We start from the raw sequence: 19596 nt of genomic DNA on the forward strand, positions 1-19596 counted from the left end.
ATGACCCATTCAACGGCTTCACACGATGCGTTTTCACTCAAGCGCTGCATTCTGGATGCGATATTTTCAGGGCTGGTGGCGCTGATTATTTTTGGTCCCATCGTCGGCGTTGTGCTCGATGGCTACAGCTTTAACTTTGAAGGCCAGCGGTTGGTCTGGATTGTTGCTGCCGTAATGGTCGGCCGCTTTGCGCTGAGCGCATTGGCGACCACCCGCGTCGGCAGACGGTTTGCCTCGCGGTTTGAAGGCGATAGCGCGGGCGTCTATGTCCGCGCTCCGGGCTATAAAAGCCAGCTGCGGTGGGTGATTCCGCTGGTGCTGGCGCTGGCGGTCTGCTTCCCGTTTGTGGCCACCAAATATGTGCTGACGGTGGCGATCCTCGGCTTGATCTATGTGCTGCTGGGATTGGGGCTGAATATCGTGGTGGGCCTTGCCGGGCTGCTGGACCTGGGCTACGTGGCGTTTTACGCCATCGGCGCGTACGGCCTGGCGCTAGGGGATCAGTATCTGGGCCTCGGTTTCTGGTCGATGCTGCCGCTGGCGGCGTTGATGGCTGCGGCCGCCGGGGCGCTGCTCGGCTTTCCGGTGCTGCGAATGCACGGCGACTACCTGGCGATCGTCACGTTGGGCTTCGGTGAAATTATTCGTCTGATCCTCAATAACTGGCTGAGTTTTACCGGCGGGCCCAACGGTATTTCCGCGCCGCCGCCCACCTTCTTCGGCCTTGAATTTGGTCGGCGGGCGAAAGAAGGGGGCATACCGTTCCACGAGTTCTTCCATTTAACCTACAACCCAAATCTGAAGTTTATTTTCATCTACGCGGTGCTGGTGCTGGTGGTTCTGCTGGTGCTCTACATTAAGCATCGACTGACGCGGATGCCGATAGGCCGCGCATGGGAAGCGCTGCGTGAGGACGAAATCGCCTGCCGCTCAATGGGGCTCAACCACGTCCTGGTGAAGCTGTCAGCCTTTACGCTCGGCGCATCCACCGCCGGGATTGCCGGGGTGTTTTTTGCAACCTATCAGGGGTTTGTGAACCCGACCTCCTTCACCTTCTTTGAGTCGGCGCTGATACTCGCCATCGTGGTGCTGGGCGGGATGGGCTCAACCATCGGCGTGGTGCTGGCGGCCTTTGTCTTGACCGTCACGCCGGAACTGCTGCGCAGCTTCGCCGAGTACCGCGTGCTGCTGTTTGGCGTGCTGATGGTGGTGATGATGATCTGGCGGCCGCGCGGCCTGATTCGTATCAACCGCAGCGGTTTTGCGGTGCGCAAAGGGGTGGCGCCATGAGCCAGGATATGATTTTAAGCGTTGAGCATCTGATGATGCATTTTGGCGGCATTAAGGCCCTTAATGATGTCAATCTGGAGGTACAGCGGGGGTCGATAACCGCGCTAATCGGCCCTAACGGTGCGGGAAAGACCACGGTATTCAACTGCCTGACCGGTTTCTACAAGGCCTCTGGTGGCAATATTCTGTTCAATACGCGCGACAAAACGACCAATGTGATTCAGATTCTCGGGCAGAAATTCCAGCCGGGTGATTGGGTGAATCCGGCGCAGTTTGGTCAGCGGCTGTTCTATAAAATGTTTGGCGGCACCCACCTGGTTAACCGGGCAGGGCTGGCGCGAACCTTCCAGAACATCCGCTTGTTCCGCGAAATGTCGGTGGTGGAGAACCTGCTGGTGGCGCAGCATATGCAGGTTAACCGTAATCTGTTGAGCGGCATTCTGAATACGCCAGCCTACCGCCGGGCGGAAAGTGACGCGCTGGACCGCGCCTTTTACTGGCTGGAGGTGGTGGATTTGGTAGAGTGCGCCAACCGCCTGGCGGGGGAGATGTCCTACGGCCAACAGCGGCGTCTGGAAATTGCTCGCGCTATGTGCACCGGCCCGGAGATGATCTGCCTGGATGAACCCGCCGCCGGGCTGAATCCGGTAGAAACGCGGGCGCTGAGTAAAATTATCCGCTTCCTGCGCGAGCACCATGCAATCACCGTGCTATTGATTGAACACGATATGGGGATGGTGATGGAGATTTCCGACAATATTATCGTACTGGACCACGGAGACGTCATTGCTCAGGGCAAGCCGGAGCAAATTCAGCATGATGAAAAAGTCATTGCCGCTTATCTTGGTGCCAGCGAAGACGAGGTGAGCCTATGAGCGAGCCAATGCTGGAATTTCGTGATGTTGATGTGTTCTACGGCGTTATCCAGGCGTTAAAGCAGGTTTCGCTCCAGGTGAATAAAGGCGAAACCGTATCGCTGATCGGCGCCAATGGCGCGGGGAAATCGACGCTGCTGATGTCGATATTCGGCCAGCCACGCGTGCGCAGCGGGCAGATTCTGTTTTGCGGCGATGATATCAGCCATCGCACCACCCATTATGTGGCGTCGGCGGGCATTGCCCAGGCACCGGAGGGCAGGCGTATTTTCCCGGATATGAGCGTTGAGGAAAACCTGCTGATGGGCACCATCCCGATCGGCAATCAGTATGCGGCGCAGGATCTGCAAAGCATGTTCGATCTGTTTCCACGTCTTAAAGAGCGGCGCAAACAGCGGGCGATGACCATGTCCGGCGGCGAACAGCAGATGCTGGCGATTGCCCGCGCGCTGATGAGCCGCCCCAAGCTGCTGCTGCTCGATGAGCCGAGCCTGGGACTGGCACCGATCGTGGTGAAGCAGATTTTCCAGACGCTGCGTGAACTGGCGCGCAATGGCATGACGATTTTCCTGGTGGAGCAGAATGCCCATCATGCGCTGAAGCTGTCCGATCGCGGCTATGTGATGGTGAACGGGCAGATCCGCCTGAGCGGCAGCGGTGAGGAACTGCTGGGAAATCAGGAGGTGCGCAAGGCCTATCTGGGCGGCGTGTAGCAACGCCGGGCTGGAGTTCAACGCTAAACTGCTGCATCATTGCGCCTGAACTGAGCTTCCTCATTAACCACGATAGAGATTGAGTATGAAAACGGGACCTTTAACCGAAAGCGAACTGGAATGGCTGGACGAGACCATTGCGAAGTATGCCTCCGACGCGTCAATTATCGACGTGTCTGAACTGGATGGTATGCTGACCGCCATCCTCTCCTCACCGCTGGAGATTGAACCCGCCGAGTGGATGTTCGCCGTCTGGGGCGGGGCCGATCATGTACCGCACTGGGCAACCGACCGCGAGCGCGACCGTTTCGTCAATCTTACGTTGCAGCACATGAGCGATATTGCCGATCGCTTAAACGACTATCCCGATCAGTTTGAACCGCTGTTCGGCACCCGTGACGAAGAAGGCCAGGAGCTGACCATCGTTGAAGAGTGGTGCTATGGCTACCTGCGTGGCGTGCGTCTGAGCGACTGGAGCGGATTACCGCAGGAACAGCAGGCGGCGCTGGACTGCATCGCGCTGCACGGCGACGAAGAAAAAAGCACCGCGCTGGAGGGCTTTAGCGCTGACCAGTATCTGGAAAGCGTCGATAAAATCCGCCCGGCGGCGCTGGCGCTGTTCGATTACTGGATGGACAACCCAAAGGAAGCGCCGGTAAAGCAGCCGATCAAAAATGAAAACAAGGTGGGTCGCAACGACCCGTGCCCGTGCGGCAGCGGTAAGAAATACAAGCAGTGCTGTTTAGCAAAATAAGGAAAGGGGCCAATTGGCCCCTTTTTCTGGCATGAAGACCGGCTTGTCGGGAGTTAACCCACCGACGGCAGCAGGCCGGTGGCAATCCCCGCCTGAATCAATATCACCGCAATTCCGCAGGCAAATACCAGCCACAGCATCGGCTTGCCGCCCGCTACGCGGTAGCCTCCCTGCGGGTGCTGCTGGCGGCTTTTCAGCGTCAGCAGCGAGGGGATAATCAGCGCCAGTACCGCCAGCGCGACGCCCGCATAGCCCAACGCCATCACGAAACCGCGCGGGTAGAACAGCGCAAAGGCCAGCGGCGGCAGGAAGGTAATGCCGCCGGTTTGCAGGCGTCCACGGACGGTATTTTTACGCTGGAACAGATCCGCCAGATAATCAAACAGACCCAGCGCGACGCCGAGGAATGAGGTTGCCAGCGCCAGATCGGCAAACAGATGTACCGCCAGCTCAACGTGCGGTGAAGCCACCACTTCACGAATGGCCAGCAGCAACCCGTTCAACCCGCTATGCTGCGACATCAGCGCGCTGAATACCGGTGAGTCGATGCTGCCAAGCGTGGCAAGCTGCCAGAACACATAGGCCACCAGCGGGATCGCGCTGCCGACGATAAAGATGCCGCGCAGTTTACGTACATCACCGTTCATGTAGCTGACAATACTGGGTACGCTGCCGTGGAAGCCAAACGAGGTAAAGATAACCGGGATCGCCGACAGCGCCAGCCCTTGAGCCAGCGGCAGCGTCATCAGGTTAATCTGGTGAATATGCGGTAGCAGCAGCGCCAGCATGACGATCAGGAAGATAATTTTGGCGCTGAACAGGAAGCGGTTAAACAGATCGACCAATGAAGTGCCGACGCAGATAACCATGCCACCAATGGCGGTGAACAGTAGCACGCCGATGGCCGGCGGTATCTCAACGTTGAACCACTGACTGAGGCTGGAGGCCAGCAGTTCGCCCGCGCCGCTGATATACGCTGCCGTCAGCGCGTACATCAGGAACATCATGCTAAAGCCGGTTATCCATTGCCCGTATCGCCCCAGGTAGCGCAGTGCCAGCGTACCCAGCCCGGTGTCGGCCGGGACATGCTGATACACTTCCAGCAGCAGCAGGGCGGTATAGCACATCAACGCCCACAGCCCCAGCAGCAGCACCATCGTGACGCTAAAACCGACGCCCGCCGATGCCAGCGGCATGGCTAGCATGCCCGCGCCGATCGTGGTGCCGGCTACGATTAAAATACTCCCCAGGGTACGGTTCTTCACGCTTTCCTCTGCTTTACAACGTATTCATAACCAAAGATGCCGCGCAGAGTATGTTAAACCCGCAGTTTCGTCAAATATCAAATACAACCACTGTACATTTAAGTTTACGAAAAATGAAGGCGCGGGAAAGCTGCGCTAGCGCAAAACATGCAATACAAATGCAGTTTATCCTGGTGTTTTTATTGGGAGGAAAAATGAATTCTATTCACGGTCACGAAGTCCTGAATATGATGATGGCATCAGGCGAACAATACAGTCTGGAAAGTCTGGAAGCGGCTATTCATGAGCGCTTTGGTACTCAGGCACGATTTCATACCTGCTCGGCGGAAAATATGAGCGCGGGGGAACTGGTGGCTTTTCTGCATAAGAAGGGCAAGTTTATTCCACTGGAATCTGGTTTTACTACCGCAGAAAGTAAAATTTGCCGCCATTAATGGGCAGCGGCGTTTATACGCCGCTGCGCGGTAATTAATTCTGGGTATCGAGCGTTGCCAGCTCTTTATCGATAAAGTACAGCCCTTCACCGCTTTTACCCGCCAGCGTCAGCTTATCAATAACGGATTTGAACAGCTTCTCTTCTTCGTGCTGCTCAGCCACATACCACTGCAGGAAATTAAAGGTCGGATAATCCTGGTTGGTCATTGCGGCATGTGCCAGTTCGTTGATTTTGCTGGTGATAAGCTGCTCGTGCTCGTAGGTGACGCGGAACAGTTCGTCCAGTGAGGCATATTCAGCAAACGGCGAGGAGACGGTGTTGATGCGTGGCAGGCTGCCGGTATCGGTCAGGTAGTCGAACAGGCGCTGCATGTGCGTCATCTCTTCCTGGGCGTGGCGGCGCAAAAAGGCGGCGGCACCTTCAAAACTGTTAAAACTGCACCAGGCGCTCATCTGCTGATACAGCAGCGAAGAATAAAGTTCGAGATTCATCTGTTCATTTAATTTCTCGATCATTGGTGCTTTCAGCATCGTGTCGCTCCCCCAAATTCGTTAATAGTTAATTACAGCGGAACTATAAGTTGTTATTAAGTTATTTGCAAAAAGTAAATATAAAAACATTTATTTAATAATACGAATGGGAATAAAACTCATTGGCATAAATATAATGGGTGTTCACCGGGGAATATAATGACGCCGGCAGGACCGGCGCTGGGCAATTAATAATAGGCCGTTGCGGCGGGGATATTGGCAATCCCCCGGCACTGGTACTGCAAGGTGATATGCTCGTTAAGGCACAGCGAGCCGCTGATGGTTGAACAGGTGGTAATCGGCTGGCCGTAGGAAAAGGCGGTTGCATAGCCCATTTGTTGACAGGCTTTGTTCGCCTCGGACTGTGCCAGATAGCCGTCGGTACGGGCATTTTGCAGTACTGCCTGCCCGTAGGTCAGACGAACGATACCGCTGGTGGCATCAACTTCGCTGACGCTTGCCGCGCGGGGAACCGTGCACGCGGAAAGTGTCAGCAGGGCGGGGATAAGAATGAGGCTTTTCATCATTTCGCTCTGCGCAATCTGTCGTAGCCTGATTGTAGCCGTCGAGACGGCAGCCAATCCTTTGAATAGTCGCCAGATCCAGGTGTTAATCCGTTTGTGACTCATAAATAGCCTGGAACTGCAGATGCAGCTGGCAAAACAGCTTGACCAGCGAAGGGGCAAAATGACTTCCGGCGCTGCTGACGATAATTTCGTAGGCCCGCTCGTGGGAAAAGCTCGGCTTATAAACCCGCTTTTGCCGCAGCGCATCGTAAACGTCAGCAATGGCCAGAATTCGGGCTTCAATCGGAATGGCCTCACCGGCCAGCCCGTCCGGATAACCGCTGCCGTCCCACTTTTCGTGATGGTGGCGGATCAGATTTTCCGCCACCGAGCCCAGCGCCAGGCCCTGAACGATGCGCCAGCCCTTAACCGAATGCTGCTGGATTTCTCTGAACTCGTCCTCCGTCAGTTTACCCTGCTTATGCAAAATATGTTCGGGAACGGCGATTTTGCCGATATCGTGCAGCGACGCGAAATTTTCGATATCGCGAACCCGTTTATACGGGAGCTTAAGCCCACGAGCCAGCAGGCTGCAGTAAGCGGCAACGCGGCGAATATGGCAGCCGGTTTCATCATCATGAACGTGGTTAATTTTCTCCATTGCTTCGACAATGCTGCGGTTGACGGCGCGATGTTTGTTCATATGACGCCACATCATCAGCATCAGGCTGAGAATAAACACCACCAGCACCAGCAGGCCAGCGCTCACGATTTGTAATGCATTTTTGCTTAGCGCACCCGGGGTGGCCGGGGGCGTGGACGATGGCGTCAGCTGATGGCGATAGCTGGAAATCAGGTGTACCTGCGACAGCAGCGCGTTCAGCGGATGTTCGATGTTGACCCAGGTCCCGATTTGATAGCCGGAGTGGGTGAGTCCGGCCACCTTCAGCGCACCGCGGAACAGATCGCTGCCGCGTAGCGCCTGCTCCAGCGAACTCAAGTCGCCGAGGATAAAATCGATTTGATGATTATCAATGGTATCCAGCAGCTCGTCGATGCTAGCGCGGGCGACAAGCGTCACGTCGGTACCAAAACGCTGGCGCAGGTAATAGGCGGCGAAGGAACCACGGATGACACCAACCCGCTGATGGCGTACCTGCTCCTCATCGAGGATAAACGGCATCCCGACCTTGTTGTAGTACGCGTTGTACCAGTTGACCAACGGACCAATCAGCCCCTCCATCTGACTGCCGTTGCGAATATCAAAAATATCGGCAAGGTGAATTGGCCAGTCTTCATTCTGCATGCGAACCATATAGTTATCGAGAAACTGCACGTCGACGTCAATGTTTAACAGGTCGCGTAGATCATTCACCATGTTAATGGCACTGCCGTGATAGCCCCGCTCGTCTTTCCAGATAATTGGCGCAAAATTTTCATTTTTCGGCAGGGGAATCGTCAGCCGGTTCTCTCTAAGCCAGCTTTGCTCGGCAGGCGTCAGCGTAAGGTGCTGTCGCAAAAACATCAGTTGGCTTTGCTCTTCCAATGCCTGTAGCCTGCCGTTTTGTCGCCATTCATTGAGCAACTGATTCACGTTGCCGCGCATGTAGCTTTGTTCCGGGCTGATGCCGAAAGCGGCGCTCAATCGCAGTGCAGGGAAGGGGCGGGAAAGGGTGAAGTAGTAGTGCGGGCCGCCCATTTCCCGGTCTTCGTTGATATAGAAGTCGGCGCCGCCGCTGCGCAGGATCTGCAGCGCCTCTTTGCTGGTATCAACCTCTATGATTTGCTGTAGTTCAAGCGTGGGGTAGGCTTTTTTCACCAGCGCCTGGGTGCGATCGTGGCGGCGGAAGATAACGCGTGTGTTATTGAGATCGTTAGGGTTCTTAGCCTGACGGGTGATGCTCACCGCGACGACTTCAGTATCAAACAGCGGCACGGAGAGCGTCTTATTTTCAGCGTTCGGTTTGGTTTGCAGCACGCTGGCATAGAGGCCATAGTCATGGTGTGCAAAACGCTTTTCGAACGTTTGGCCATCGACAGGGCGCAGGGTGAGATTGTAGCCATAGCGCGCATTGATGGCATGCAGCAGTTCGGGGTAAAAACCGCGGTACTGCCCGTGGCTATCGCGCCAGAATTCAAAGCTGTCGGCATCCAGCACCCACACGGGAACGGGCGCCGCGGGTTTGACCTTCTGCGGCGGGACGGCAAACGCCCGCAGTGTGCAAACGAGTAACAGGGTCAGTAGAACAAGGAGACCCAGCCCGTGTCGAAAAATTCGGCAGTTCTGTGTCACAAGTCAGTTCCTTTGCAGTGACTATTCTATCCATTTAATAGCTGATCTAGCACCGGGGTTCTCATAACCCCACCCCCAGTTTAGTCGACCAAATGGCCTGATGACAGTAAATAAAATCGGGGTTATGTAATGATTTTTATCCGCCTGAACGCGCAAAAGTGTGACCGTCTCAATAAAAAATAAAACCATTTTTCATAAAATTTGAAAGTGTGTTTGTCTGGTAGTAAGGTTACCCCAACGTAATCGAACGACTGCGGGCGCTCCCGCGTAGCTTTCAGGAGAGGAAAGAATGAAAATTGCACTGATGATGGAAAACAGCCAGGCCAGCAAAAACGCGACCATTCATCATGAGTTAAAAGCCGTTGCCGATGAAAAAGGCTTCCCGGTATACAACGTGGGCATGTGTGATGAAAACGATCACCACCTGACCTACATTCACCTGGGTATCATGGCCAGCATCCTGCTGAACTCGAAAGCGGTAGATTTCGTAGTAACCGGTTGTGGCACCGGCCAGGGCGCGCTGATGTCCCTGAACATTCACCCGGGCGTTGTCTGCGGCTACTGCCTGGATCCGGCAGATGCCTTCCTGTTTGCCCAGATCAACAACGGTAACGCGCTGTCTCTGGCCTTCGCGAAAGGCTTTGGCTGGGGCGCAGAGCTGAACGTACGCTACATGTTTGAAAAAGCGTTCACCGGCCGTAACGGCGAAGGCTACCCGCCGGAGCGTAAAGAGCCGCAGGTTCGTAACGCAGGCATCCTGAACCAGGTGAAAGCAGCGGTCGTTAAAGAAAACTACCTCGACACCCTGCGCGCTATCGACCCGGCGCTGGTGAAAACCGCCGTTTCCGGTCAGCGTTTCCAGGAATGCTTCTTCGAAAACTGCCAGAACAAAGAAATTGAAGCCTTTGTTCGTGAGATCCTGGCGTAAGCCTGAATCTTTCTGTTTGACCAAAACCCACGCCAAGGCGTGGGTTTTTTCGCTTAAGAGGGCTTCCTTTTCTGCGATACCGCGCTGCCGGCGTCCCGCGTCAGGTGCAATGTATCGAACATGCCAACCAGGCAAATCAGCGCAATAAAGACAAAGGCGAGGCGGAAGCTGATGCCCGGCACCTCGCTCAGCGCCAGCGTCGCGCTTAACTTCTCGCCGATGCGGATGCCAATCGCCCCGAGCGTAATACCAAGGCCAATGGCTAACTGACTGGCGGTGCTGAACAACGTATTGGCGTAGCTCATCTGGGAGGACGGGACGTCGGCAAATGCCAGCGTGCTGACGCCGGTAAACTGGATCGAGCGGAACACGCCGCCGAGATAGAGCACCAGCATAATGACCCAGACCGGCGTCTGCGGCGTCAGGAAAGCACAGGCAAGCAGCGCCAGCACGTTCAGCGAACCGTTGAGCAGCAGCAGGCGGCGAAAGCCCAGCCAGCGTATCAGCGGCGTAGTGGCGGGTTTGATCGTCAGGTTACCCACAAACACCGCCAGCACCAGCAGGCCGGAGTGGAACGGGTCCATACCGAACCCAACCTGGAAGAGTAGCGGCAGCAGAAACGGTACGGCGCTAATGGATGCGCGGAACAGCGAACCGCCGTACATCGTGACGCGAAAGGTGGGGACCTGCAGCGCATCCATGCGGATCATCGGCGCCGGGCTACGGCGAAAATGGCGCAGCGCATAGCAGAAGGTGGCCCCACCGACGATAAGCAGCGCGATGACCGTCCAGCCCTGCATTTTTTCGGCGCCAAGCATCTCCATCGCATACACCAGGCTCACCATCGATACCGAGGTGGCCAGGAAGCCCGGCAGATCGAATGGACGACGCTCATCGTCGCGAACGTTGGGAATAATGCGCAGCGCCAGAATAATCGCAATAATGCCGAGCGGAACGTTAATAAAGAAGATCCAGCGCCAGTCGGCGACCTGGGTAATAAATCCGCCCAGCGGCGGCCCGATAATGGGCGCAATCAGCGCGGGCCAGGTGAGCGTGGCAATCGCCGAGATCAGCAGATGCTTTGGCGTGGTGCGCAGTACCGCCAGTCGGCCAACGGGGACCATTAACGCGCCGCCAACGCCTTGTAGAATACGCATTGCCACGAAACTGTGGGCGCTGGTGGCGAGGCCGCAAAATACCGAGGAGACGGTGAAAATAGCCAGCGCCAGGCTGAAGATAGTACGGGCCCCGAAGCGGTCGGCTATCCAGCCGCTGGCGGGAATCAGTACCGCAAGGGTGATCAGATAGGCGCTGATACCGATATTCAAATCGACGGCTTCAACGCCAAAGGTTTTCGCCATATCCGGCAGGGCAGTGGCAATCACCGTCCCATCAAGAAACTCCATAAAGAACGCACCGGCCACCAGCAGCGCGGCAGGGGATACCCCGCGTGTTGCCTGGGCCTGGAGAGGCTCATTCATTGTTGTGTTACCCTATCAAAAAAATGCGTAAAATTTACAAATTTTGTAGACGTTGTAAGTGACAGATTTTAATAACAAAATTTATATAAATTTAACGCGATGCACCAATTTTATGTGATATAAATCGCAAAATGGTTGATTTTTGTGACGGCGGTCATATTATGTACGTAAAGACAATAACATCTGCATAACAAAAACCGGAGCATTCACATGAAACAGCGTATGCGTAAAATCCTCAAAAGCATGTTTGAAAACTATTGCAAGACTTTCAAAGACGTACCGCCAGGCGCTATGTTCTGATAAAAAAACCTGCTGCGGCAGGTTTTTTTATCTTTCGCAAAAGTAGGGTACTATTACGCTCCGCAAAAAAGGAGCAAAAAATGTCTCAGAACCTGACCCCTAACGATGAGCTGGTTTCCGACGTCGTCGCCTGCCAGCTGGTCATCAAACAGATCCTCGACGTGATTGATGTGATTGCCCCGGTAGAAGTGCGCGAGAAAATGGCGACTCAGCTGAAGGCCATTGATTTCACGACGCATCCGGCAGGGGCTGACCCCGTGACGCTACGGGCGATTCAAAAAGCGATCGCGCTGATTGAGCTGAAGTTTACGCCGCAGGATGCGACGCATTAATGCCTGTCTGATGGGTTCAGGCACGCGTCCTGAAAACAGAAACAACAAGGGCGGCCATAGCCGCCCTTGTTGCATTATGATGGCTGCCGTTTATTCACGATGTTCAGCAGGTGGCGGTCGGTTTGCTGGATGCACAGGCCCGCTTCACGCGCGCTGCGCACCTCATCCAGAATGGTCTTCAGCAAGATACCATCCTGTTGCTGTTCTTCTTCCAGCGTATTGAGGAAGCTCAGGGTGTTATCGTCTTGAAGCACTTTTGCCTGTTCAGTAAGTTCCGACAGCGTTGAGCTACGCTGATCGTGGTCTTCAATTGTTGTCAGGAAAAGATCTTCGAGGGTTGCACATTTAGCCTGGCGAATTTCGAAGGCTTTCACCACCGGGTAAGCGCCGGCTTTCTTGATAAAATCAAACACGCGCATCATTTGCGTGACGCTGGACTGCGCGCGCGAACGTAAGAACGTCGCAGTGCCATTTAGTCGATGTTCTGAACACCACTCGCTCAAACGCAAATAATGATTAGATGCATGGAATTCGAGATTCATCTGAGCATTAAGCTTTTTAACCATTCCTGGAGCTGCCATATAAATATCCTTATTACTGGTAGGAACGATACGCGTGACATCGCATAGTTCTAAATAGCCGCTAACCATGCGCTATTTACGCGTTTGAATGTGACGACATATTACCTGTCGTCTTCAATCATGAACGCAAGATATAAACCTTCTTTAGTTCACAAAAATAATACTCTGAGTTTGCGTATAAGAAAACTCTTATGACTCGCTTTTTACGTTTCGTTACAACCTATATTAAAGTGGAGGATGACTATCAAGAAATTCCGTCGTAACACCATGAATAATATGAAGTATAAGGCTTCTCTCTTGAGTCGTTAAGACGGGGTTGAACGCGAAGATGTTTGTTGCATTGATAATGAATAAAAGTGTGATGAATATCTCATTTATCCGCCCGTGCCGAACGTACACATAGGCGCGATACGCAATATTTGTTATGAATGGTGTATGGCAAGTAATATTCCCCATTTATATATCATGATATGTACCTGGACCTCAGATATTAGAATGTGGGTAAATTTGTTTTAGATCATTTTTGATAATTACCGACGAGGGGATTATGTTCGCCGGCATGACATATGTGCATAATCCCTCTTTATTTCTCGTTCGGGGGGATGCGTTAATTTAAATTCACAGGAGTTATAATGAAACAGGTTGCCGTACTGCTGGCCCCAGGGTTTGAGGAAGGGGAAGCGATTGTCACTATCGATATTCTGCGTCGCTTACATATTGGCGTTGAGCTGGTGTCGTGCGCAGAGTCGCGGGCTGTGGTGAGCTATCACGATATTCCGATGGTGGCTGACGCCACGCTGGCAGAGCGTCTTGATACGCTGTACGACGCGGTTGTGCTACCGGGGGGGCCGCAGGGAAGCGTGAATCTGGCAGCAAGCAAAGACGTTGTCCGGTTTGTGGCGAACCACGATGCCGCAGGCAAATTCATTTGCCCGATCTGCTCAGCCGCCGCGCGCGTACTCGCCGGAAACGATTTGCTGAAAGGCCGCCGCTACGTGTGCTCTGGCGACCTGTGGCAGGACGTCAAAAACGGTGAATACGTTGATGCACCGGTTGTTGAAGATGGCAACCTAATCAGCGGTAAAGGCTTTGGCCATGTGTTTGATTTCGCCTTTACCGTAGCGGCGCGCCTGCTGGGCGATGAAGCGCCGGTACGCGATCACGCCGATCACATCTATTATCGCTGGTAATTCATCCTGCCCTGTGGCGGAAGGGATTTTCACGCTATCAATATAGATAAAATAGCTATTTCCCTGCGCGAATTGTCAGACAATTCGCGCAGCAGATATGTATTTATCTGCTGAATCTATGCATCACATCACTGTAATTCAGCGGTGTGATGGCGCTCTCTTATGGAAGATTAATTCCTGGCTATTAATGTTTCAACAACGTTAATGCTGTTAATGACACAGCTAATACTTTGTTTTATGTCCGATTTAAATCGTTGGTCTGATTTTTCCCTACATAAAAGAACATTAAGGCTGGAGTTAACCATGCACAAATTTACCCACGCGCTGGCGGCCATCGGGCTGGCAGCCGTTATGTCACAATCAGCTATGGCCGAGAATCTTAAGCTCGGCTTTCTCGTCAAACAGCCGGAAGAACCGTGGTTCCAGACGGAATGGAAATTTGCCGATAAAGCGGGCAAAGACCTCGGTTTTGACGTCATTAAAATTGCCGTACCTGACGGTGAGAAAACCCTTAATGCGATTGACAGCCTGGCGGCCAGCGGCGCGAAAGGCTTTGTTATTTGTACACCAGACCCGAAGCTGGGGCCCGCTATTGTTGCCAAAGCGCGCGGCTATGATATGAAAGTGATCACCGTCGACGATCAGTTCGTCAACGCCAAAGGCAAGCCGATGGAAGAGGTCCCGCTGGTCATGATGGCGGCGAGTGAAATCGGTGCTCGTCAGGGCCAGGAGCTGTATAAAGAGATGCAAAAGCGCGGTTGGGATATCAAAACCACCGGCGTGATGGCCATTACGGCCAACGAACTGGATACCGCACGTCGCCGCACGACGGGCTCAATGGATGCGCTGAAGGCCGCCGGTTTCCCGGAAAAACAGATCTATCAGGTCCCGACCAAATCTAACGATATCCCCGGTGCGTTCGACGCCGGTAACTCGCTGCTGGTACAGCACCCGGAAGTGAAACAGTGGCTGGTTATCGGCATGAACGATAACACCGTGCTGGGCGGCGTTCGCGCCACGGAAGGTCAGGGCTTTAAAGCGGCTAACGTTATCGGTATCGGGATTAACGGCGTAGATGCCGTCAACGAACTGTCGAAAGCGCAGGCTACCGGTTTCTTCGGCTCCCTGCTGCCAAGCCCGGATATCCACGGCTATAAAACCAGTGAGCTGCTGTATAACTGGGTACAGAAAGGTGCTGAGCCGCCGAAATTCACGGCGGTGACCGACGTGGTGCTGATTACTCGCGATAACTTCAAAGAAGAGCTGGCGAAAAAAGGCCTCTAAGTCCTGATGGTTCTCCTCCCGCGTGCGCGGGGGGAGAGGGATCGTGTCAATGTGGAGGTTGCGATGCAACAGTCTACCCCTTATCTCTCCTTTCGCGGTATCAGCAAAACGTTCCCCGGCGTTAAGGCCCTGTCCGATATCAGTTTCGACTGCTATAGCGGGCAGGTGCACGCGCTGATGGGGGAGAACGGCGCCGGAAAGTCGACGCTGTTGAAAATACTCAGCGGTAACTATGCCCCGACGGCGGGCACGCTGGCGCTGCGCGGCGAAGAGATTTCATTTGTCGATACTACCGCGGCGTTGAACGCGGGTATCGCGATTATTTACCAGGAACTGCATCTCGTCCCGGAAATGACCGTGGCGGAAAATATTTATCTGGGTCAGTTGCCGAGCCGCGGCGGGATGGTTAACCGCAAGCTGCTGAACTATGAAGCGCGTCTCCAGCTCGAACATCTGGGGCTGGATATTGACCCGGACACCCCGCTTAAGTATCTGTCTATCGGCCAGTGGCAGATGGTGGAAATTGCTAAGGCGCTGGCGCGTAACGCCAAGGTGATTGCCTTTGACGAACCGACCAGTTCGCTTTCCGCCCGCGAAATAGACAACCTGTTTCGGGTGATCCGCGAACTGCGTAAAGAGGGGCGAGTCATCATCTATGTCTCGCACCGCATGGAAGAGATCTTTGCGCTGAGCGACGCTATTACGGTGTTTAAGGACGGCCGCTATGTCTGCACGTTTGACGACATGATGGCGGTCAGCCATGACCGGCTGGTACAAGCGATGGTCGGGCGCAATATTGGCGACATCTACGGTTGGCAGCCTCGCCCGCACGGGGCAGAGCGGCTGCGTCTTGAACAGGTGAAAGCGCCGGGCGTGCGTATGCCGATTTCGCTTACGGTCCGCAGCGGCGAGATCGTTGGCCTGTTTGGGCTGGTGGGGGCCGGGCGCAGCGAGTTGATGAAGGGGATATTCGGCGGTTCCAGGATCACCGGCGGCGAGATTTACATCGACGGCCAGCGGATAACCATTGATAAACCGGCGCAGGCGATTCGTGCGGGTATGATGCTGTGCCCGGAAGACCGCAAAGCGGAAGGGATCATCCCGGTGCATTCGGTGCGCGACAATATCAACATCAGCGCCCGCCGCAAGCACATCCACGCTGGGTGCCTTATCAACAATGACTGGGAGGCCACCAACGCCGACCACCACATCCAGTCGCTCAATATCAAAACGCCTGGGGCCGAGCAGCTGATTATGAACCTTTCCGGGGGCAATCAGCAGAAGGCTATCCTCGGGCGCTGGCTGTCGGAGGAGATGAAAGTGATCCTGCTCGACGAGCCGACGCGCGGCATTGATGTTGGTGCGAAACACGAAATCTACAACGTGATTTACGCACTGGCGGCTTCTGGCGTGGCGGTGCTGTTTGCTTCCAGCGATCTGCCGGAAGTGCTGGGCGTTGCCGATCGGATCGTGGTGATGCGCGAAGGGGAGATCGCCGGCGAACTGTTGCATGAGAGCGCCAATGAACAACAGGCGTTAAGCCTGGCTATGCCTAAAGTCAGTCAGGCGGTCGCCTGAGTAAGGAGATTATGATGTCATCTGTTACAACGCCGGGCGCCCAACGCGCGTCGCTAAGCTTTAGCCGCATCTGGGATCAGTACGGCATGCTGGTGGTCTTTGCGGCACTTTTCGTCTGCTGTGCGATTTTTGTGCCGAATTTTGCCACCTTTATCAACATGAAGGGCCTGGGGCTGGCGATTTCCATGTCCGGGATGGTGGCCTGCGGCATGCTGTTCTGCCTTGCTTCGGGGGATTTTGATTTGTCGGTCGCGTCGGTGATTGCCTGCGCCGGGGTGACGACAGCGGTGGTCATTAACATGACCGAAAGCCTGTGGGTCGGCGTCTTTGCCGGGCTGCTGCTGGGGGCCGTGAGTGGATTGGTGAACGGTTTCGTGATTGCGAAGCTGAAAATTAACGCGCTGATCACCACGCTCGCGACGATGCAAATTGTGCGTGGGCTGGCCTATATTATTTCCGACGGCAAAGCGGTGGGGATTGAAGACGAACGTTTCTTCACGCTCGGCTACGCCAACTGGCTCGGGCTACCGGCACCTATCTGGCTGACGGTGGGCTGTCTGGTGATTTTTGGTCTGCTGCTTAATAAAACCACCTTTGGTCGCAACACGCTGGCCATCGGCGGTAACGAAGAAGCGGCGCGGCTGGCCGGGGTTCCGGTGGTACGCACCAAGATTATTATCTTTGTGCTCTCCGGGCTGGTGTCGGCGGCGGCGGGGATTATTCTGGCCTCACGCATGACCAGCGGCCAGCCGATGACCTCAATAGGCTATGAGCTGATCGTCATTTCCGCCTGCGTGCTGGGCGGCGTATCGCTGAAAGGGGGGATTGGTAAAATCTCTTACGTGGTGGCCGGGATTTTAATTCTGGGCACCGTGGAGAATGCGATGAACCTGCTGAACATTTCGCCGTTCTCACAGTACGTGGTGCGTGGTCTGATTCTGCTGGCAGCGGTGATTTTCGACCGTTACAAGCAGAAGGCTAAGCGGACCGTATAGCGTTCACTCCCGTCACGATGGGGTATGACAGATGCCGGTGATGTCCCTGCATGCGGCGCTGTTGTACCCCGTCGGCGGCGAGAAGTTTGATTTGTTACAGTGTCACCAATAAGACATCTACGCCGCTGTTACCCACGATGCTTTTTGCCGCGCAGGTGGCGCGTGAAAAGAAACTTTGGTTATGGTTCCCGCAGATAACCAGGTCAACCTGGTGCTTTTTGCTGAATGCGCTAATGTGCTCACCAAGCTCACCCGATGCAATTTGCGCTTTCCAGATAGGGTAATCAACGGCCTCGGCAAGACTGCGCAAAAAATGCTGGGTCTCTTCCTGCATCAGCTCGCGCAGGCTTTCCAGCATCGGCGCAGCTAGCTGATTATACATTTCCGGGTCGGTGGCCAGGGTTATCAGACTCACGCGGGCCTGGGTCGGCCGGGCGATATCCACCGCTTTGCGAAGCAGGGCGTGGCTTTCCGGGGTTGGCGCCACGGCAACCAAAAGATGTGAGTAAGCCATCAGACCTCCTTGCTCGAATAATACGCACTCTCTTCTTAATCTCTTACTCTTTTTGCCTGACCCTCGCAAGTGATATAGCGAATACTTATGACGATATATTAACCAAATACATTAGCATTCTTTATGCTAATTATTGATTAAAAGCTACGCAGTTTCTATCCGCGTCACGTGATGTTTTATGTAATCAATATGGTTATTTAATATTTTATTTTTGCTGAAACAATGTTAACTAAAGGTAAATTACATGCAAATGAATATGCTGCAAATGATTTATTGTTTCAATTTATTGAATTTACGATGAATTTTGTATATCGAATGAAACTATGATCTGTGATAATTCTTTCGTCATTGGCTCGCGTAAAGTTGCCCGTCCCCTGCGGTTGTTTAATAGTTGGGGTGAATGAATATCCATCAATCAGGAATAAAACAGCGTTTTAATTGGTTAATTATTGTTCAAAATACAACAATGACTGATGGATAGAGAATAAAAATAGGCTTTGATTTTGTGATGCGGATCACATAAATTTCACATTAACAGTGAAGTAACATTGTATGTGTCACATCTGGCGAGTAAAGTTGCGTCGAATTAGGAAAAATCTTAGTAAATTGTAAGAAATGTTTAGATGTGTCGGGCCATGCGGTCAGAACGTTACCCGGCAACGAGACAGAAGATTCACCTAATCGGCTATGCATTTCGACCGATTTTTTTTTATCGGGCCTTGCCCGACGACATCACGGGGTATGCGGATTGTCCGCATAAAGTACTAATTGGTTATTCGGGATGGGGAAAATGCATACATCCGAGTTGCTAAAGCACATCTATGACATCAACTTGTCTTATTTGCTCCTTGCACAGCGTTTGATCGGTCAGGATAAGGCTTCAGCCATGTTCCGCCTCGGTATTAACGAGGATATGGCGAAAGTCCTCGGGGAACTGACGCTCCCCCAGATGGTGAAGCTGGCCGAAACAAATCAATTGGTCTGCCAGTTCCGTTTTGATGATTCCCAGACCATCACCCGCCTGACGCAAGAATCACGCGTTGACGATTTACAGCAAATCCATACCGGTATTCTGCTGTCCACCCGACTGCTGAATCAGGCCAGTAACTCAGGCGAACCTGCCCGTAAGAAAAGGGCCTGACGATGAGCGAAAAAAGCATTGTTCAGGAAGCCCGCGATATTCAGCTTGCGATGGAGCTGATTACTCTGGGCGCTCGTTTGCAGATGCTGGAAAGCGAAACTCAGCTCAGCCGTGGTCGGCTGATTAAGCTCTATAAAGAACTTCGCGGCAGCCCGCCGCCGAAGGGAATGCTACCGTTTTCCACGGACTGGTTTATGACATGGGAGCAAAATATCCACTCTTCCATGTTCTGCAATGCCTGGCAGTTCTTACTCAAAAGTGGGCAATGTTCTGGCGTTGACGCCGTGATCAAAGCCTACCGTCTGTATCTTGAGCAGTGCCCGCAACAGGATGCCGGGCCGCTGCTGGCCCTGACGCGCGCGTGGACGTTAGTTCGCTTCGTGGAAAGCGGCATGCTCGAACTCTCCAGCTGCCATTCCTGCGGCGGTAACTTCATTACCCACGCTCATCAGCCCGTTGGCAGCTTTGTATGCAGCTTGTGCCAGCCGCCATCTCGTGCCGTAAAAAGACGTAAACTTTCCGAGGATCTTGCCGATAGTAATCCACAACTGCTGGATGAACAGATAGGGCAAGCTGTTTAACCTCACACGGTGTGGACAAAACACTCCAG

Annotated in this window: 21 protein-coding genes; 14 read left to right on the forward strand and 7 right to left on the reverse strand. The window is 53.8% G+C overall.

Going from position 1 to position 19596, the window contains the following annotated elements; all coding sequences use genetic code 11:
• The 4 genes from livM to H7R56_RS09465 all read left to right on the forward strand — a co-directional run bounded on the left by livM (position 1) and on the right by H7R56_RS09465 (position 3632).
• Positions 1-1290 (forward strand): high-affinity branched-chain amino acid ABC transporter permease LivM, encoded by a 1290-nt coding sequence (livM, locus tag H7R56_RS09450; protein ID WP_182928588.1) that lies wholly within the window; start codon positions 1-3, stop codon positions 1288-1290.
• Positions 1287-2165, forward strand: a complete 879-nt coding sequence (locus tag H7R56_RS09455) for an ABC transporter ATP-binding protein (RefSeq protein WP_106927865.1) — start codon at positions 1287-1289, stop codon at positions 2163-2165. The genes livM and H7R56_RS09455 overlap by 4 nt, the downstream gene beginning before the upstream one ends.
• Entirely contained in the window at positions 2162-2878 is a 717-nt protein-coding gene (locus H7R56_RS09460; RefSeq protein ID WP_106927863.1) for an ABC transporter ATP-binding protein, read from the forward strand. The genes H7R56_RS09455 and H7R56_RS09460 overlap by 4 nt, the downstream gene beginning before the upstream one ends.
• A gap of 85 nt (positions 2879-2963) precedes the next feature.
• The gene (locus H7R56_RS09465) at positions 2964-3632 is read left to right on the forward strand and encodes a YecA/YgfB family protein (protein ID WP_106927861.1); all 669 of its coding nucleotides are present in this window, start codon (positions 2964-2966) and stop codon (positions 3630-3632) included.
• Positions 3633-3685: 53 nt separating this feature from the next.
• On the opposite strand, the gene tyrP is transcribed toward H7R56_RS09465, so the two are convergent.
• On the reverse strand, positions 3686-4897 hold the full coding sequence (gene tyrP, locus H7R56_RS09470; protein WP_106927859.1) for a tyrosine transporter TyrP: 1212 nt from the start codon (positions 4895-4897) through the stop codon (positions 3686-3688).
• A gap of 194 nt (positions 4898-5091) precedes the next feature.
• Here tyrP and H7R56_RS09475 point away from each other — a divergent pair, with 194 nt between their 5' ends.
• A complete protein-coding gene (locus H7R56_RS09475) occupies positions 5092-5331 on the forward strand; it encodes a YecH family metal-binding protein (RefSeq protein ID WP_106927917.1) in 240 nt (79 codons plus the stop codon).
• 34 nt (positions 5332-5365) lie between these two features.
• On the opposite strand, the gene ftnA is transcribed toward H7R56_RS09475, so the two are convergent.
• From ftnA to H7R56_RS09490, 3 genes are all read right to left on the reverse strand, one after another.
• The gene (ftnA, locus tag H7R56_RS09480) at positions 5366-5863 is read right to left on the reverse strand and encodes a non-heme ferritin (protein ID WP_106927857.1); all 498 of its coding nucleotides are present in this window, start codon (positions 5861-5863) and stop codon (positions 5366-5368) included.
• A gap of 188 nt (positions 5864-6051) precedes the next feature.
• Positions 6052-6387: a YecR family lipoprotein gene (yecR, locus tag H7R56_RS09485; RefSeq protein WP_106927915.1), complete on the reverse strand. Its 336-nt coding sequence runs from the start codon at positions 6385-6387 to the stop codon at positions 6052-6054.
• Between the two features lie 85 nt (positions 6388-6472).
• The gene (locus H7R56_RS09490; protein WP_106927855.1) at positions 6473-8662 is read right to left on the reverse strand and encodes an HD domain-containing phosphohydrolase; all 2190 of its coding nucleotides are present in this window, start codon (positions 8660-8662) and stop codon (positions 6473-6475) included.
• A 289-nt stretch (positions 8663-8951) separates the two neighbouring features.
• Here H7R56_RS09490 and H7R56_RS09495 point away from each other — a divergent pair, with 289 nt between their 5' ends.
• Positions 8952-9590 (forward strand): RpiB/LacA/LacB family sugar-phosphate isomerase, encoded by a 639-nt coding sequence (locus H7R56_RS09495; RefSeq protein WP_106927853.1) that lies wholly within the window; start codon positions 8952-8954, stop codon positions 9588-9590.
• Positions 9591-9643: 53 nt separating this feature from the next.
• On the opposite strand, the gene H7R56_RS09500 is transcribed toward H7R56_RS09495, so the two are convergent.
• Positions 9644-11071 carry an MFS transporter gene (locus H7R56_RS09500; protein WP_106927851.1) on the reverse strand — a complete coding sequence of 476 codons (1428 nt, stop codon included), beginning with the start codon at positions 11069-11071 and terminating at the stop codon, positions 9644-9646.
• 210 nt (positions 11072-11281) lie between these two features.
• On the opposite strand from H7R56_RS09500, the gene azuC reads away from it, so the two are divergent.
• Entirely contained in the window at positions 11282-11371 is a 90-nt protein-coding gene (gene azuC / locus H7R56_RS09505; RefSeq protein ID WP_015963980.1) for a stress response protein AzuC, read from the forward strand.
• 80 nt (positions 11372-11451) lie between these two features.
• The gene (locus tag H7R56_RS09510) at positions 11452-11703 is read left to right on the forward strand and encodes a DUF2766 family protein (RefSeq protein WP_064544613.1); all 252 of its coding nucleotides are present in this window, start codon (positions 11452-11454) and stop codon (positions 11701-11703) included.
• Between the two features lie 74 nt (positions 11704-11777).
• On the opposite strand, the gene H7R56_RS09515 is transcribed toward H7R56_RS09510, so the two are convergent.
• Positions 11778-12284 (reverse strand): non-heme ferritin-like protein, encoded by a 507-nt coding sequence (locus tag H7R56_RS09515; RefSeq protein WP_106927849.1) that lies wholly within the window; start codon positions 12282-12284, stop codon positions 11778-11780.
• 632 nt (positions 12285-12916) lie between these two features.
• Between H7R56_RS09515 and H7R56_RS09520 the strand changes: the two genes are divergently transcribed.
• The 4 genes from H7R56_RS09520 (at position 12917) to araH (ending at position 17331) form a co-directional block, all read left to right on the forward strand.
• On the forward strand, positions 12917-13474 hold the full coding sequence (locus H7R56_RS09520; protein ID WP_106927847.1) for a DJ-1/PfpI family protein: 558 nt from the start codon (positions 12917-12919) through the stop codon (positions 13472-13474).
• A 303-nt stretch (positions 13475-13777) separates the two neighbouring features.
• Positions 13778-14758 (forward strand): arabinose ABC transporter substrate-binding protein, encoded by a 981-nt coding sequence (locus tag H7R56_RS09525; protein WP_106927845.1) that lies wholly within the window; start codon positions 13778-13780, stop codon positions 14756-14758.
• Positions 14759-14821: 63 nt separating this feature from the next.
• A complete protein-coding gene (araG, locus tag H7R56_RS09530) occupies positions 14822-16336 on the forward strand; it encodes an L-arabinose ABC transporter ATP-binding protein AraG (protein WP_182928589.1) in 1515 nt (504 codons plus the stop codon).
• A 14-nt stretch (positions 16337-16350) separates the two neighbouring features.
• Positions 16351-17331 (forward strand): L-arabinose ABC transporter permease AraH, encoded by a 981-nt coding sequence (gene araH, locus H7R56_RS09535; RefSeq protein WP_106927841.1) that lies wholly within the window; start codon positions 16351-16353, stop codon positions 17329-17331.
• A 94-nt stretch (positions 17332-17425) separates the two neighbouring features.
• Here araH and uspC read toward each other — a convergent pair whose 3' ends face one another.
• Positions 17426-17845 (reverse strand): universal stress protein UspC, encoded by a 420-nt coding sequence (gene uspC / locus H7R56_RS09540; RefSeq protein WP_106927839.1) that lies wholly within the window; start codon positions 17843-17845, stop codon positions 17426-17428.
• Between the two features lie 790 nt (positions 17846-18635).
• Here uspC and flhD point away from each other — a divergent pair.
• On the forward strand, positions 18636-18986 hold the full coding sequence (gene flhD / locus H7R56_RS09545; protein ID WP_197974856.1) for a flagellar transcriptional regulator FlhD: 351 nt from the start codon (positions 18636-18638) through the stop codon (positions 18984-18986).
• Positions 18983-19567 (forward strand): flagellar transcriptional regulator FlhC, encoded by a 585-nt coding sequence (gene flhC / locus H7R56_RS09550; protein WP_106927835.1) that lies wholly within the window; start codon positions 18983-18985, stop codon positions 19565-19567. Before flhD ends, flhC begins: the two co-directional genes overlap by 4 nt.
• Positions 19568-19596 lie beyond the last annotated feature (29 nt).

This window comes from Klebsiella sp. WP3-W18-ESBL-02, assembly GCF_014168815.1.
Classification (GTDB): Bacteria; Pseudomonadota; Gammaproteobacteria; order Enterobacterales; family Enterobacteriaceae; genus Kluyvera; species Kluyvera ascorbata_B.

What these genes read in the sequence shown, in the direction of transcription:
- livM (WP_182928588.1), top strand. Translation starts at nt 1, where the DNA reads ATGACCCATTCAACGGCTTCACACGATGCGTTTTCACTCAAGCGCTGC.
- H7R56_RS09455 (WP_106927865.1), top strand. Translation starts at nt 1,287, where the DNA reads ATGAGCCAGGATATGATTTTAAGCGTTGAGCATCTGATGATGCATTTT.
- H7R56_RS09460 (WP_106927863.1), top strand. Translation starts at nt 2,162, where the DNA reads ATGAGCGAGCCAATGCTGGAATTTCGTGATGTTGATGTGTTCTACGGC.
- H7R56_RS09465 (WP_106927861.1), top strand. Translation starts at nt 2,964, where the DNA reads ATGAAAACGGGACCTTTAACCGAAAGCGAACTGGAATGGCTGGACGAG.
- H7R56_RS09475 (WP_106927917.1), top strand. Translation starts at nt 5,092, where the DNA reads ATGAATTCTATTCACGGTCACGAAGTCCTGAATATGATGATGGCATCA.
- ftnA (WP_106927857.1), bottom strand. Translation starts at nt 5,863, where the DNA reads ATGCTGAAAGCACCAATGATCGAGAAATTAAATGAACAGATGAATCTC.
- yecR (WP_106927915.1), bottom strand. Translation starts at nt 6,387, where the DNA reads ATGAAAAGCCTCATTCTTATCCCCGCCCTGCTGACACTTTCCGCGTGC.
- H7R56_RS09495 (WP_106927853.1), top strand. Translation starts at nt 8,952, where the DNA reads ATGAAAATTGCACTGATGATGGAAAACAGCCAGGCCAGCAAAAACGCG.
- H7R56_RS09500 (WP_106927851.1), bottom strand. Translation starts at nt 11,071, where the DNA reads ATGAATGAGCCTCTCCAGGCCCAGGCAACACGCGGGGTATCCCCTGCC.
- azuC (WP_015963980.1), top strand. Translation starts at nt 11,282, where the DNA reads ATGAAACAGCGTATGCGTAAAATCCTCAAAAGCATGTTTGAAAACTAT.
- H7R56_RS09510 (WP_064544613.1), top strand. Translation starts at nt 11,452, where the DNA reads ATGTCTCAGAACCTGACCCCTAACGATGAGCTGGTTTCCGACGTCGTC.
- H7R56_RS09515 (WP_106927849.1), bottom strand. Translation starts at nt 12,284, where the DNA reads ATGGCAGCTCCAGGAATGGTTAAAAAGCTTAATGCTCAGATGAATCTC.
- H7R56_RS09520 (WP_106927847.1), top strand. Translation starts at nt 12,917, where the DNA reads ATGAAACAGGTTGCCGTACTGCTGGCCCCAGGGTTTGAGGAAGGGGAA.
- H7R56_RS09525 (WP_106927845.1), top strand. Translation starts at nt 13,778, where the DNA reads ATGCACAAATTTACCCACGCGCTGGCGGCCATCGGGCTGGCAGCCGTT.
- araG (WP_182928589.1), top strand. Translation starts at nt 14,822, where the DNA reads ATGCAACAGTCTACCCCTTATCTCTCCTTTCGCGGTATCAGCAAAACG.
- araH (WP_106927841.1), top strand. Translation starts at nt 16,351, where the DNA reads ATGTCATCTGTTACAACGCCGGGCGCCCAACGCGCGTCGCTAAGCTTT.
- uspC (WP_106927839.1), bottom strand. Translation starts at nt 17,845, where the DNA reads ATGGCTTACTCACATCTTTTGGTTGCCGTGGCGCCAACCCCGGAAAGC.
- flhD (WP_197974856.1), top strand. Translation starts at nt 18,636, where the DNA reads ATGCATACATCCGAGTTGCTAAAGCACATCTATGACATCAACTTGTCT.